Below are 15,100 nucleotides of genomic sequence, written 5' to 3'. Positions count from 1 at the left end.
AAGTTATTCAATTTGCGATGAAATACCGTTTGAGAATGTTAAGCATAAATTTCGACGTTCTATTTTTCTTAACATTGATATCAGAAATTTGAAATTTTGTGAATCATCCCCATGCTTTATTATAGAAACTCTAAACTAAAGGGGTTAACAATGATTGGCGATACAGATTATTCACAAGTAAACATGACAGAACCACAAGAAGGCCTAGCGCTCGTCGCTGAGGGTGGCGGTCAGCGTGGCGTGTTTACCGCAGGTGTATTAGATAGCTGGTTATTATCTAACTTTAATCCCTTTGAAATATTGGTAGGAACCTCAGCTGGCGCCCAAAATATTGCTAGTTTTATGAGTCACCAATTTGGTTATGCTTATAGCGCTATTTCAGATTTAACAAACAGTGATGAGTTTTTTAACGTATGGAGTGCATTCAAAGGCAAACACGTTATGGATCTTGATTGGTACTTTAACCAAGTAGAAGACTCAGCATACCAACTAGATACAGAAACAGCGGCGCGTAAAGCAAAAAACAGAAAACTGTTCTTTTCATCAACCAAAGCAAGTAGCATGGAAACAGCGTTATTGGATCCGAATAAAATAGGTTGGATCCCAGCGTTAAAAGCATCCAGTGCAATTCCTTTTTTGTATCGCAGAGGAGTGACATTAAACAAAGAGCCTTTGGTCGATGGCGGCGTAAGTGCACCTATTCCAATTGAAGAGGCAATACATTTAGGGGCCAATAAAGCCGTGGTAATTCGGACTTCCAAAACAGCCGAAACTGCTATTGGTGAGGTGTTAAAGCGTGCCAAACCTATTTTTTGTACTCGTAACAGAACACCGCAAGTTTATAAAATCTTAGATGTACATGAAGCGTCGTATGCAAAAGCTCAATCAGTGATTCAAAATCCGCCTGAAGGCGTAAATGTAATAGAAGTAACACCGGCTCGTCCGCTACAAAGCAAAGTGTTGGGAAGTACCAAAGAAGCGTTGATTGCAGACTATAAAATGGGCTTAAAAGCTGGGCATGACTTTTTAATTCAACACAACTTGCTTAATCCCAAAAACACAAAACGACTGCACAGTTAACAACCGAGATGGCGGTGTTAATAAGCGCATTAAAAAAGCCCGAATAGAACTCATTCAGGCTTTTTTACTTTTTATTAATGTACGTTTAACAACGACAGCTTAGCTGACAGACTTATCAGGCAGACTTATCTGTGTAGCCTTGCTCATGAACATCAAACATAGCGCGCCCAGACGGGTCTGCATTTTGGCTGAACTTTTCATCCCATGCCAATGCCTCAGGGGTAGAGCATGCCACTGATTTACCACCTGGAACACATTCAGCCGCGGAGTCGAGAGGGAAATGCTGTTCAAAAATAGTTCTATAGAAGTATGCTTCTTTCGTTTGTGGTGTGTTATGCGGAAATCTAAACTCGGCACTTGCCATCATTTGGTCAGTGACCTGAGATTCTGCTTGTTCAACTAATGAGTCTATCCAATTGTAACCAACACCATCAGAGAACTGTTCTTTTTGGCGCCATAATACATCGTCAGGAAGATAATCTGCGAAAGCTTCACGAACTATGTGTTTTTCCATTTTTATACCTGCGCGGCCAAAACCTGGCGCACCGGTTTCTAAACGTTCTGCATTCTTACCACACATTTTTAGAGCTGGGTTCATCGACATAGCCGTATCTAAAAAGGCCTTATCTAAAAACGGAACTCGAGCTTCTACGCCCCATGCAGACATAGATTTGTTGGCACGAGCACAATCGAACATGTGGAGGCGATCTAGCTTACGTACCGTTTCTTCATGAAACTCTTTGGCGTTTGGCGCTTTATGGAAATATAGGTAACCGCCAAATACTTCGTCAGCTCCTTCTCCTGATAACACCATTTTTATGCCCATGGCTTTTATTTTTCTTGCCATAAGATACATAGGTGTAGACGCACGAATCGTAGTTACGTCATACGTTTCTAAGAAATAGATAACGTCACGGATTGCATCAATACCTTCTTGAACCGTGTAATGAAGCTCATGATGGATAGTGCCTATATGATCAGCAACTTTTTTAGCGGCAATTAAATCAGGGGCACCTTTTAAGCCTACTGCAAAACTATGTAACTGTGGCCACCAAGCTTTACTTTGACCTTCGTCTTCAATTCGCTTTTTGGCGAACTTCTGCGCAACCGCTGCAATAACCGAAGAGTCCAAACCACCAGATAAAAGAACGCCATAAGGAACATCGGACATCATATGAGTACGAACTGCTTCGGTAAGCGCATCATGAACTAGCTTAGCATCACCGCCGGCATCTTTTACTGTCTCATAGTCGCGCCAATCGCGATTATAGTAACGAGTAAATTTAAGACCAGATTCACTAATAGATGTGTGATCCGATGGTACGTCGTCTTGTTCTTTTGATGATAAATAGTGACCCGGAGGAAACTCGCTGACCGTTTTACAAACCGGAACTAAGGCTTTCATTTCAGAAGCGACATACAATTGACCATGCACGTCATAACCATAGTACAGAGGTATTATACCCAAGTGATCTCGAGCTATTAGATAGCTGCCGTCACTTTCATCAAACAAGGCAAATGCAAACATACCTTTTAACTGGTCAATAAACTGAACACCTTCTTGCTGATATAACGCAAGAATAACTTCACAATCCGATTGAGTTTGGAATTGATAGTCAGTAGTTAACGCAGCTTCTAACTGCTTGTGATTATATATTTCACCATTTACGGCTAAGATGTGATTTCGATTATTATTTATTAGAGGTTGCGCGCCATTCTCTAAATCTACGATAGCCAAACGTTCATGGACTAATATCGCATTATTATTGCTCCATACACCAGACCAATCTGGTCCACGGTGTCTTAACATTCCTGATAATTCTATCGCCTTAGGGCGTAACGCTGAGACATCAGTCTTGATGTCTAAAATACCGAAAATTGAACACATTAGTGAGTTCACTCCATTTAATTATTAATCGAAATTCACACAAGAGACGTCTGTAAGTCGGCGCGACAAAACGAATCTTGCTACTTATTTAACTTTTTTGTATTTAGAGCAACTACTTTAAATTTGGCTCTGATTTCAGACTGCCACGGTTAAAAAATGAAGACAAGAAAAGATTTGAGCTTATCGCCAGAATTTTAAAGTTTGTATCAAATTTGTACACTTTCTATTCAAATAACCTTAGGGAAAAGCCGTGTGATCAAATTTTGTTCTTAATTTGGATGGAAAAAATTCTGCTGAACGGACAACAAAAAAGGCAGCCTAGGCTGCCTTAACTAATAAATGCAAAAAAGGAGACTTTCGCATCAAGTTATTTTGCTGGGCGTTTAAATTCAGCGCCTTTTGACCAATTTGGCCATTTGTTATTATTTGAAATCTGATAACCAACATCAAAAAATAATTGCACGTCTTGTTGTGCGCCGGATAAGTCCCAACTTTCGCGATATTTATCACAAGGCTGGTGGTAACAACCACGTACAATAAGGCTCATTTTTTTACGATACTCCGCTGTCTTTTCATCAACAGGCGTCACACCACCGCCTGCGTAAAGAGCTGGAATACCAACTTTTGCAAAGTTAAAGTGATCAGAACGATAATAATAACCTGCTGATGGGTTTTCACCTTCAACTAATACTCGGTTCTGTTTTTTAACTGCGTTTGCTAAGTAATTGTCCATGTCGGACTTACCTTTACCTTGCACGTTGATTTCTTTCACTTTGCCCAAAACGTTTAAACTATCCATATTGATGTTTGCGACAGTTTTAGTCAGAGGAATAATAGGGTTTTGCGCGTAGTACTTAGAGCCTAATAAGCCTTGTTCTTCAGCGGTTACCGCTAAAATGGTAACAGAACGTTCTGGCTTGGTTTCTAACATTGAAAAAGCTTGTGCAATTTCTAGTACACCACCAATACCGGTTGCATTGTCATGCGCGCCATTATAAATCTGGTCGCCTTTCTTGCTTTTATCTACGCCGATGTGATCCCAATGTGCGGTATAGATAACATGTTCATCTGGGCGTTTAGTTCCTGGTAGCGTTGCAATAAAATTATAACTTTTTGAAGGTTTTACTTTTGAGTTTACTTTTACTGAGGCCGTAAGATCACCCAAGTCAACATTGGTAGGCTTTTGCATGGCTTGTTTTTTTAATGCGGCAAAGTCTAAACCAGCTTTCGCAAATAGCTCTTTAGCAACGTTTGCTTGAATCCATCCCTCAACATTAATGCGTTCTTTGTTGCCATCGGCTTTAAATAAGCCATATTGTGGCCCGGTCCAAGAATTTTCAACCACACTCCAAGGGTAGGAAGCTGGCGCGGTTTCGTGAATAATGATAGCGCCTGCAGCGCCTTGGCGACTTGCTTCTTCATATTTGTATGTCCAACGACCATAGTAGGTCATTGTTGTTCCTTGGAATTTACTATCGTCACCTGACTCATATCCCGGATCGTTAACCAAAATTACAGCCGTTTTGCCTTTCATGTCCAAACCAGCGTAGTCGTTCCAGTTGTACTCAGGCGCATTAATGCCGTAACCAACAAAAACCAGTTCAGAGTCTTTTATTTCTTCAAATTCACTAGTGCGGCTAGTCCCCATAACCATATCTTTTCGATAGGTATACTCTTTTCCACCAATGGTTAACACCTGATCTTCCGAAGCGGTAATTTCAACTAGGTCAACCGGTTGCAAAAAGCTATCACCATTTCCTGGCATAAAGCCATACGAAGTAAATTGTTTGGTTAGGTAGTCTAGTAAAAGTTTTTCACCAGGACCTGTTGGTAAACGGCCCATATATTTATCATCGGCAATTTCTTTTACATGAACTTTTAAATCAGCTTCACTAATAGATTGATAGGCTTTATCAAAGTCGTTATCCGCGGCAATGGCAGGTTGTATTGCCAACAAAGATAGGGCGGCGATCTTTTTTATCATTATTATTTCCCTTTTAAATTAAAACAAATGCTTAGCTGCGTTATCATGGCAGTAATATTACGACTATATTCTAGAACGATTCGATTTTCGAGTCGTTTTGTTATCTGTTTATATGGGATTTGAAACGAAATGAAAAAGTTTTCTAGCTTTACCCACTGGACCACAGAATTTGCAGACCAAGGTTGCTTTGCTGATATTAATCATGTTGCAGCGTTTGACGACTGGTTTCAGTGGCCAAGTTGTGCAGCCCTCGATTCGTTATTACCTTATGAAGTTGAAAATAATAATGGCAAAGTTATCCGTTTTGTTGAGCAGGCCGCCAGTAAAGATTATAACGCCGTTGAGTACGAAACGTTTATATACGAAACAGGTCAAGTGCCTACGAGAAAAGAGAGTTGGCACGACATTTTTGGTGCTCTTGTTTGGAGTTTGTTTCCTAAGACAAAAGCACTCATTAATGAGTTACATTATAAAGACATTCAATCATCAGACTCTCAAGAACGATCTAAGCTAAGAAATGCGCTCACTTTATTTGACGAATGCGGTGTAGTGTTAGTGACCAAAAACCAAGCCTTACTGGCGGCTCTGAAATCGCACGATTGGAATACCGCTTTTATTGAACTTAGAGATAAATGGCACCAAGCAAATGATGATGGGATTGCCGTTTATCAATTTGGACATGCTAATTATGAAATGCTGACTAAACCATTTATTGGACTGACGGGCAAATGGCTTGTCATTGATAGCAGTGCCGAAATATTGGCGCTACCAAAAAATGTTCAATACAGACTGCTTGATGAGCGATTAGCGACTAGAATTAAAGAAGGCGTTTTAAAAGACAATACCCAAATGTCGCCATTACCCTTGTTAGGAGTGCCTGGCTGGCATGAAGAAAACGAATCATTAACTTTTTATGATAATACCGAATATTTTAGGCCTAAGGCTGATAATAAAGCCTAACGTATTAGACAAAAGGAAAAAGAAATGGAAATGTCGGCGCAACGGAAATTGATGAAACTCTTTGTGGTTTTCTTATTGGCATTCACTATATGGCAAAATCAAGCGGTTGCAAACAACCAGGTTGCGTTCGATAGCCTGCCTGCAGTAAATGTTAAGCTTAATGCAACAACGCTATTCGAAGGTTTACATAAGCCTTGGGGTATCGCTCATCTATCATCAGAGTTATTTTTAATCACTGAGCGAAACGGTGACGTGCGTTTATGGAATAATGCAACAGGTATAATGTCCGCCGCGAATAGACAGTTTAGCGATAGTGTTTATGAAAGTGGCCAAGGAGGGATGTTGGATGTTATTGCTCACCCTGACTACGCGGAAAATCAATGGGTATATTTTACGTTTGCATCAGGCCACAAATTTTCGAACGGCACCACGTTAGCAAGAGCAAAACTAAATATTTCACAAAAATCCAAGACAGCCTCATTTACGTTCGAAAACATTGAAATATTATTTAGAGCGACGCCGCAAAAGGCAGCGACGTATCATTTTGCCGGCCGAATGGCCTTTCTACCAGACAGTACTTTAGTGTTTGGAGTCGGTGACGGTTATTCTTATATGGATGATGCCCAAAAGCTGGACTCTCATTTAGGTAAGATCATTCGCTTGAAAGATAATGGTGAAGTACCAAGTGATAACCCGTATATAAAAATGGAAGGGGCGTTACCTGAAATTTACTCCATTGGTCACAGAAATCCACAGGGTTTATTTTACGATAAAGATAGAAAGTTGTTGTTTTCAAATGAGCACGGCCCAAAAGGTGGCGATGAAATCAACATCATAAAGCCTAAATTAAATTATGGTTGGCCAAAAATAACCTATGGAATTGATTATTCAGGTCTAGAAATAACGCCACATAAAACCATGTCAGGATTAGAGTCTCCATTAGTTAATTGGACGCCGTCTATCGCGCCAGGATCATTATTAGTTTACTCAGGTTCTGAGTTTCCTGAATTCCAAAATAAACTTATTAATACAGCGTTGAAGTATCAAGAAATGCGAGTGGTAGCGCTAAGAAATACAGATGAAAATAAATCAGAGTCAAATGACTCAAAAAGCCACAGTGGATTAGAATTATTGTCTGAGCGCACGTATTTAAAAAATTTAAAAGAGCGACTACGCGACATTGTTGAAGATGAACAAGGTCGGCTATTAATCGTTACAGACTCAGGAAAATTAGTTCGGCTATCAAAACAATAAGGATAGATTATGAGCATGCAAGAGATCACCACGTTATTTGGCTGGATGTCGATATTTCACGTTAGCGCATTAACGTTGGCATTTATATTTATTACGTTGTTTGACGATTTTGTATTTTCGATACACAAAAGACTATTTGGTATTGAGAAGTCGGTTTTGAAACCTATGTATTTAACTGTATTGGGGCAATATAAAATATTATTATTTGTTTTTACACTTGCCCCGTATTTTTCTTTGAAAATAATGGGTTATTAACTGCGGATAGAAATTCCTGCGTCGCTTAGGTATTCTTTAAGATCACTAATATCAATTATCTTTTTATGGAACACCGACGCGGCTAAAGCACCGTCTACATTGGCTAGTTGATAAGCGTCTTTAAAATGTACCATTTCGCCCGCGCCACCCGACGCGATTAATGGTACCTTGCAGTGCTCACGGACTAGTTCTAGTTGTTTTAGATCATAACCTTGGCGAACACCATCTTGATTCATGCAGTTAAGTACAATTTCACCAGCACCTCGCTCCTGAACTTCTTTAACCCAATCAATCGTTTTACGTCCTGAGTTTTGTGTGCGACTTTCGTCACCAGTAAACTGATAAACTTCATATTCACCAGTTTTTTCGTTGTAATAAGAGTCAATACCAACAACAACACATTGTTGTCCGTAAGTATCGTGTAGTTCCGTAATAAGTTCTGGGTTTAGTAGTGCTGGACTATTTATTGAGATTTTATCTGCGCCCATGGATAGAATTTCACCGGCTTGTTCAACCGTTTTAATTCCACCTGCAACACAAAACGGAATATCGATAACCTGAGCAATTCGGCTGACCCAGCTTTTATCAACAACACGAACATCGCTCGATGCTGTAATATCGTAAAAAACCAACTCATCGGCACCTTCTTGAGCATATCGTTCAGCCAGCGGCACTATATCGCCAATTGTTTCATGATTTCTAAACTGAACGCCTTTGACAACTTTTCCGTCTTTTACGTCTAAACAGGGAATTATGCGTTTTGCTAACATATCGAATACTCATGCATGATGTTAATTACTTAATTGGGCAAAGAGTATATCTACATTGTGATGGTGATTGTAGACCTATCCATAGGTTAATTTCTGCAGATTGACGAGAATATCTAAGTTTCTGTATGAATAATGACTAGGTGCATACGTAGTCATGGTCACATTGCTCGTTTTTAATTCTAAATTATCATTAGTTTCGTTATGTTATATCCCTATCGTTACCTTTTTGGAACTCAATAATAATGAAAGCAAAGCAGCTCTATACTAAGCCAGCCATAGTTGGCTTGACTCTTCTTTCCAGTCTTGTTCTTTCGGCTTGTGGCCAATCTGGAGAGTCAGACGGCAATAGTAATAACCTCGCCAATATCAAAACTACAACATTAGCGTCAAGCAATCCTAAATTTAGTGAGCATTATTTGACCCGTGATGTTCGAGATGACGTTTTCTATTTTGTGATGCCAGATAGGTTTGATAACGGCGATAGCTCCAATGATAATGGCTCCAAAACGATACCAGAAAGCGCTGGTGGATTTGATAAAACCAGTAACGCTCATTACCACGGTGGAGACATTAAAGGTTTAACAAAACGCTTAGACTATTTAAAAGGTCTAGGCATATCGGCAATTTGGCTTACGCCTATCCTTAGGAATCAAGCGGTACAAGGTGACTCTTCAGGTTATCATGGATATTGGCCACTAGACTTTACTGAAATAGACCCACATCTGGGCACTAATGCAGATTTAAAAGAGTTTATTGATGCCGCACATGATAAAAATATGAAGGTGTTTTTTGACATAATTACCAACCATACCGCCGATGTTATTAAATATCAGGAGTGTCATGGCGATGGGAAACCGTTATTTAGTACATCAAAACAGTTATGTGAGTACGTTTCTCTTGCCGATAAAGCTGCAGGAAAAGGTTACACCCCATTTATACCTAAAGGCCATGAAAACCTAAAAACGCCAGCATGGTTAAACGATCCAAAATATTACCATAATCAGGGTGACAGTACCTGGCAGGGTGAAAACTCAATCTATGGCGACTTTATGGGGCTGGATGATGTCGATACTGATAACCCAGAAGTCGTAAAAGGCATGACGGAAATATTTAACAACATTATTAGCGAGTTTAAACCAGACGGTTTTCGCATTGATACCGTAAAACACGTTAATATGGAATTCTGGCAACAGTTTACACCAGCAATAATTGAGCATGCTAAAACGCAAGGCATTCCTGAATTTTTTGTTTTTGGTGAAGTCTATTCAGGTGACCCGCAAGAACTAAGTAAATTTACGACTGAAGGTGATATCCCGTCGGTGTTGGATTTTGCATTTCAATACCGTACTAAAGACGTTTTTGCTTATGAAAAAGGCACTGATAATCTAAACGACCTGTTTTCATACGATACGCTTTACAATGATCATAACAGTAGCGCTGACTACTTAATGAATTTTGTCAGTAACCATGATGTCGGTAGGTTAGCTTATACGCTCGATCAATCTTTACCAGAGGCTAGCGAACAAGAAAAAATTAAACGTTTCTTGTTATCAAATTCATTAATGTACTTTGCCCGCGGCATTCCAGTTTTATATTATGGCGATGAACAGGGTTTTACAGGTGATGGCGGCGATAGAGGTGCTCGAGAAGATATGATGCCATCGCTTACACCAGATTATAATGACAATAATTTGTATGGTACGGATAAAACCACAGCCGACGACAATTTTGACGTGACCCACCCAATATATAAAAAGCTGGCGGAATTTGCCGAGGTTTATCACGGCCATGAAGTACTAAGAAAAGGAATCCAAAAGGTCGTTGAGTATAATGACGAGCCTGGTATTTTTGCATTTACTAGGGAGCTTAACGGTCATCCAAGTTATACGGTGATTTATAATTCGGCAAAATCAGTGAAAAAATTTAAAGCGCCTAATGCTGCAGATCTTGAAGTTGTATATGGTGAAACAAACCAACTGAAAAATGAGTTTGAATTGGCCCCGTTGAGTTTTGTAATTATCAAAACTATCTAACCTTAGATTAACGGTTATTAAAGTGCGGTGTTTGCCGCACTTTTGTCTTATTTCTGCACAAATGAGTAAAAACCCTATTTAACAGGTATTACCAGTACCTTAACTTTTAGTTAATCCTCTACTATGCTTTAACAATTGACTATAATTGCACGTAAAATATGGTGTAAATCAAAAACATCCGACCCACATTCTTTCGGGATCTATATGAACCAAAAAGCTGAAAAAAGTCCGTTATATATTCACTATGCAGGACCTGCATTAATCGAAACGCCACTCCTAAACAAAGGTACCGCATTTTCAAAGTTAGAGCGCACTAACTTTAATTTAATGGGGTTATTGCCACCTCGTTATGAGTCAATCGAGGAGCAAGTTGAACGAGCCTATTTACAGTACTCTAGCTTCCAAGAGCCAATTAACAAACATATCTATTTACGAGCAATTCAAGATAGTAACGAAACTTTATTTTTTAAGTTGGTAAATCAGCATATTGCCGAAATGATGCCGATCATATACACACCAACGGTTGGTGATGCCTGTGAAAAGTTCTCGGATATCTACCGTAGTAATCGTGGTTTATTTATTTCGTATACTGAACGAGACCAAATGGACGATATTTTACGCAATGCGACTAAGCAAAAAGTAAAAGTTATCGTAGTAACCGACGGTGAGAGAATTTTAGGTCTAGGCGATCAAGGTATCGGTGGAATGGGCATTCCAATAGGAAAATTATCACTTTATACAGCATGTGGCGGTATTAGCCCTGCGTATACCATGCCGATTACTTTAGATGTTGGTACTAATAACCCTAAACTGCTTAATGATCCTATGTATATGGGTGAACGACATGAACGTATTAGCCAGTATGAGTACGATGCGTTTGTAGATAAATTTATAACCGCTGCACAAAAGCGCTGGCCTGGTGTGATGATTCAGTTTGAAGATTTTGCCCAACCAAATGCGATGCCTTTATTAAAGCGATATAGAGATAAAGTGTGTTGTTTTAATGATGATATCCAGGGCACAGCAGCTGTTACTGTGGGAACATTATTAGCGGCTTGTCGTAAAAAAGATCAAAAGTTATCTGAACAAAACGTGACTTTTGTTGGTGCGGGCTCTGCAGGTTGTGGTATTGCTGAGCAAGTCATTATGCAAATGGTTGCAGAAGGTTTGACTGACTCTGAAGCGCGTAAGAAAGTGTTCATGATCGACCGTTTTGGTTTAGTAACAAACGGCATGAGCAATCTTCGAGATTTTCAACAAGCTCTTGCTCAAGAGTCTCGTGATTATGAGGAATGGAATATTGCGGGTGACTACCCAACACTTGTTGAGGTGATGGAAAACGCCAAGCCGGGAATACTTATAGGTGTGTCAGGTGTTCCAGGGTTATTCACTGAGCAAGCGATAAAAACAATGCACAAGCATGACTCTCAGCCAATTATTTTTCCATTAAGCAATCCAATTAAACAAATTGAAGCACATCCAAAAGATGTAATAGAGTGGACAAACGGCAACGCTATAATCGCTACCGGTAGTCCATTTAAAGTTATTGATTTTAATGGTCGTTCTTTTGAAATAGCGCAATGTAACAACGCATACATTTTCCCAGGCATTGGTTTAGGTGTACTAGCAGTAGGTGCGAGAATTATTTCTGATGAAATGATTATGGCGTCGAGTGAAACATTGGCGCAAAATTCTCCGCTGGTTAATGAAGGAGAGGGTGCTTTATTACCAGAATTGGTAGACTTGCCAAGATTAAGTAAAGAGATTGCGTTTAATGTGGCTAAAGTTGCTATTGAGCAAGGCCATGCATTGTCTATTACCGATGAAGAGATCCATCAAAGAATAGAGAAAAACTTTTGGACACCAGAATATCGCCCTTACAAGCGAGTAAGTGCGTAGTGAGCGCGGTACTGTGTTAGCGTTAACGTAATAAAAAAGGTCTGCTTTTGCAGACCTTTTTTATTACATGTTCTAAATCTAAATCTAATTTGAGCCAGAAATAAAATCTAACGCTCCTGTGATCACAGCCACTTGAGCCATAATACAATTTTCGTCATCAACTCGCGGGCTATCAGGGTAAACTTCGGTTGTTGTTTTATATTCGGCATCTGTCATACCCATGCATAAACCTAATGGTCTAGCATCGTATTCAATAACACCAAACTGCTGCAACGGTGCCCCAATTAAGCAACCCGTCTCATCAGCAGGGGCAATATGAGTCACTTTTTCAACGGATTTAATAATCGCTTCTTGAAATGCTGGCTGCGGATTTTGAGAATCAGCAACAAGATAAAAGCCATCTGGAATATTCCAGTTCTTTTGCTCAATATTGTCTCGTGCAGATAATGCAGGGCGGAACTCTGAATTGTCTGTATCTGTGGTTTCATGTAAATCGATATGACAAATAGGGTTAATGTTGTTGTGCTTTAAATATTGCATTAACAACGTCGCCTCTTGTGCTTTAGACCCTTCAAAGAATGAGCGATTTGGATCGACGGCAAGCGGGTTCCAACGGTTTATCGTCTCGTAACCCCAAGGACTGATACAAGGAGCAATTATAAAGTTGTACTTTGTTTGATATTGTTCTGCGTGAGCAAGAGCAAACCTTAGCGCCCCTTGAACACCGCTGGTTTCATAACCATGCACACCACCCGTGATCAAAACCGTTGGTAATTCATCACTCCAACGAACGGTTTTTATAATAAATAACGGATAATTATCAGCATCTTTTACAACAGGTAAGTCTGCGTACTTTAGGTAACCGTATTCCTGCGACTCAAACTGTGCCGGCAAGTTTGCCAACTTAGCAACAACGTGCTCCTGATATGAACGTTTAACTAATTGCTTAGCTAACCATTGATGTTTTTCTGCATCGCCCCATTTTTTACCAGGCGTGCCGATTGGGTAAACTTGGTCAGTCATATTACTTAACTTCCTCTCCAGCGGCTTGTTTGTCTGCATGATAACTAGAACGTACAAATGGCCCAGAAGCAGCATGTTTGAAACCTAATTCATCAGCTTCTTTTTTGAAAATATCAAATTCCACTGGTGGCACATAACGTTCTACAGGTAAGTGATGTTTACTTGGCTGTAGATATTGACCAATAGTCAACATATCTACATTGTGCTCACGAAGATCTTTTAATACGGCAATGATTTCGTCGTTCGTTTCACCTAATCCAACCATAAGACCAGACTTAGTATCAACTTCAGGGTGCATTTCCTTAAAGCGCTTTAATAAGTCCAATGACCACTTATAATTCGCACCTGGACGCGCCAGTCGATAAAGTCGAGGTGCTGTTTCTAGGTTATGATTAAATACATCTGGTGGCGCAGTCGATAAGATTTCAAGCGCTGTATCCATGCGGCCACGGAAGTCAGGTACTAGAATTTCAACTTTAATACCAGGATTATGAGCTCGAATAGCTTTTACGCAGTCTGCAAAGTGTTGTGCACCGCCATCACGTAAATCGTCACGGTCAACCGAAGTAATAACAACGTATTTAAGACCCATTTCTTTTATGGTTAATGCTAATTTCTCTGGTTCTTGGGCACTTGGTGGTAATGGTCGGCCATGAGCAACATCGCAAAAAGGACAACGACGTGTACAAATATCGCCTAAAATCATAAACGTTGCTGTACCGTGATTAAAGCACTCAGGAAGGTTTGGGCATGATGCCTCTTCACATACAGAACTTAATCCTTGGCTACGCATCGCCTTTTTTATGTTATCAATCTTTTCACTAGATTTTGGCAAACGAATTTTTAACCAGTCTGGTTTACGTAACATAGTGTCACGTTCAGAAGGCATTATTTTTACAGGGATTAACGCCATTTTTTCAGCATCGCGCAATTTTACGCCTGCGGCTAACTTAGATGTTTTAACGGTTGTCATACTGCTCTCTTTTCTGTCAGCATTAAGTCTGGTAAACCTTGCTGATAGTCAATGTTAGAAGCGCCAAGCGCAATTGCCAATTTTTCAGTTAACGGCGTTGCAGCTTCTTGAATAGTTTTTGGACCACTTACCTGACTGGTTTGTACCATCTCCAATCCGGCATACCCACACGGGTTAATTCTTAAAAACGGTGTTAAGTCCATGTCTACATTTAATGCAAGACCATGAAAACTACATCCACGTCGAACCCTAAGTCCAAGTGATGCTACTTTTTTTTCATCAATATACACACCGGGTGCGTCTTTTTTTGCATAAGCTTGAATACCAAACTCGTCAAGAGTGTCAACAATGGCCTGTTCAATGATGGTGACAAGATCACGCACGCCAAGTTTTTTTCGACGTAAGTTAATCAATAGGTACACCACAAGTTGCCCCGGTCCGTGATAGGTAACTTGGCCACCACGGTCGACTTTAACGACAGGAATGTCACCGGTATTTAATAAATGTTCTTCTTTACCGGCTTGACCCTGGGTAAACACAGGATTGTGCTCAACAATCCAAAGCTCATCAATTACTGAGTCGTCACGATTATCTGTAAACGACTGCATAGATTGCCAAATATTTTGGTAATCACCAGTATCAACCTGTCGAATAACGATGTGATTGTTTAAGTTAGACATAAAGGTTTTCTAATTACAGAACGACCCGGACAAGATCAATGTTGCCCAGCTCGTTGTATACTAATTCCATATGCTCTTTACTTTCTACTTTTACGCTAATCGACACTGACTTGTAGTTACCCTTGCTACTTGGCTTTTCTTTTGGGACAAAGTCACCTGGCGCAATTTCTTGAAGCACTTCAACAATTTTTATTGTTAACTCTTCGTGAGCAACACCCATAACCTTAAAAGTTTGGTGACAAGGGAAGTCTAAAAGTTCGTCAAATTTTGTATCTTTTACTGTCATTATATAACCCTTTAA

The 15,100-nt window shown here is 39.8% G+C and carries 13 protein-coding genes; 6 read left to right on the top strand and 7 right to left on the bottom strand.

The features are described 5' to 3' along the window. Positions 1 to 150: 150 nt before the first annotated feature. A complete protein-coding gene (locus tag ACZ1GV_RS07760) occupies positions 151 to 1,080 on the top strand; it encodes a patatin-like phospholipase family protein (RefSeq protein WP_472673679.1) in 930 nt (309 codons plus the stop codon). A 115-nt stretch (positions 1,081 to 1,195) separates the two neighbouring features. Here the strand turns inward: ACZ1GV_RS07760 and asnB are convergent, their stop codons facing one another. Together asnB and ACZ1GV_RS07750 are read right to left on the bottom strand one after the other, a co-directional pair. After that, positions 1,196 to 2,968, bottom strand: a complete 1,773-nt coding sequence (gene asnB, locus ACZ1GV_RS07755) for an asparagine synthase B (RefSeq protein WP_472673678.1) — start codon at positions 2,966 to 2,968, stop codon at positions 1,196 to 1,198. Between the two features lie 367 nt (positions 2,969 to 3,335). Continuing rightward, the gene (locus ACZ1GV_RS07750) at positions 3,336 to 4,952 is read right to left on the bottom strand and encodes a M28 family metallopeptidase (protein ID WP_472673677.1); all 1,617 of its coding nucleotides are present in this window, start codon (positions 4,950 to 4,952) and stop codon (positions 3,336 to 3,338) included. Between the two features lie 129 nt (positions 4,953 to 5,081). Here ACZ1GV_RS07750 and ACZ1GV_RS07745 point away from each other — a divergent pair, with 129 nt between their 5' ends. Genes ACZ1GV_RS07745 through ACZ1GV_RS07735 form a run of 3 tightly spaced genes read left to right on the top strand, consistent with a single transcriptional unit; the run spans position 5,082 to position 7,421 of the window. Continuing rightward, positions 5,082 to 5,912: a DUF3025 domain-containing protein gene (locus ACZ1GV_RS07745; RefSeq protein WP_472673676.1), complete on the top strand. Its 831-nt coding sequence runs from the start codon at positions 5,082 to 5,084 to the stop codon at positions 5,910 to 5,912. A 24-nt stretch (positions 5,913 to 5,936) separates the two neighbouring features. Further along, positions 5,937 to 7,166, top strand: a complete 1,230-nt coding sequence (locus ACZ1GV_RS07740; protein ID WP_472673675.1) for a PQQ-dependent sugar dehydrogenase — start codon at positions 5,937 to 5,939, stop codon at positions 7,164 to 7,166. 9 nt (positions 7,167 to 7,175) lie between these two features. Continuing rightward, positions 7,176 to 7,421 carry a DUF6868 family protein gene (locus ACZ1GV_RS07735; RefSeq protein WP_472673674.1) on the top strand — a complete coding sequence of 82 codons (246 nt, stop codon included), beginning with the start codon at positions 7,176 to 7,178 and terminating at the stop codon, positions 7,419 to 7,421. Here the strand turns inward: ACZ1GV_RS07735 and hisF are convergent. After that, entirely contained in the window at positions 7,418 to 8,191 is a 774-nt protein-coding gene (hisF, locus tag ACZ1GV_RS07730) for an imidazole glycerol phosphate synthase subunit HisF (protein ID WP_472673673.1), read from the bottom strand. The genes ACZ1GV_RS07735 and hisF overlap by 4 nt on opposite strands. Positions 8,192 to 8,433: 242 nt before the next feature. On the opposite strand from hisF, the gene ACZ1GV_RS07725 reads away from it, so the two are divergent. Next, complete coding sequence (locus tag ACZ1GV_RS07725) at positions 8,434 to 10,224, top strand: alpha-amylase family glycosyl hydrolase (RefSeq protein ID WP_472673672.1); 1,791 nt, start codon at positions 8,434 to 8,436, stop codon at positions 10,222 to 10,224. Positions 10,225 to 10,428: 204 nt separating this feature from the next. Next, on the top strand, positions 10,429 to 12,123 hold the full coding sequence (locus tag ACZ1GV_RS07720) for an NAD-dependent malic enzyme (RefSeq protein WP_472673671.1): 1,695 nt from the start codon (positions 10,429 to 10,431) through the stop codon (positions 12,121 to 12,123). Positions 12,124 to 12,207: 84 nt separating this feature from the next. Here the strand turns inward: ACZ1GV_RS07720 and ACZ1GV_RS07715 are convergent, their stop codons facing one another. From ACZ1GV_RS07715 to ybeD, 4 genes are read right to left on the bottom strand one after another with little or no spacing between them, the layout of a single operon-like run. Further along, entirely contained in the window at positions 12,208 to 13,146 is a 939-nt protein-coding gene (locus ACZ1GV_RS07715) for a M14 family metallopeptidase (RefSeq protein ID WP_472673670.1), read from the bottom strand. 1 nt (position 13,147) lies between these two features. After that, complete coding sequence (gene lipA, locus ACZ1GV_RS07710; RefSeq protein WP_472673669.1) at positions 13,148 to 14,119, bottom strand: lipoyl synthase; 972 nt, start codon at positions 14,117 to 14,119, stop codon at positions 13,148 to 13,150. After that, positions 14,116 to 14,799, bottom strand: coding sequence for a lipoyl(octanoyl) transferase LipB (gene lipB / locus ACZ1GV_RS07705; RefSeq protein ID WP_472673668.1), 684 nt, complete (start codon positions 14,797 to 14,799; stop codon positions 14,116 to 14,118). The genes lipA and lipB overlap by 4 nt, the downstream gene beginning before the upstream one ends. Positions 14,800 to 14,812: 13 nt before the next feature. Beyond that, positions 14,813 to 15,085, bottom strand: a complete 273-nt coding sequence (gene ybeD, locus ACZ1GV_RS07700) for a DUF493 family protein YbeD (RefSeq protein ID WP_210562297.1) — start codon at positions 15,083 to 15,085, stop codon at positions 14,813 to 14,815. Positions 15,086 to 15,100 lie beyond the last annotated feature (15 nt).

The organism is Psychrosphaera sp. HA2-10, assembly GCF_055693745.1.
This window is presented reverse-complemented; position numbering and strand designations above follow the sequence as displayed.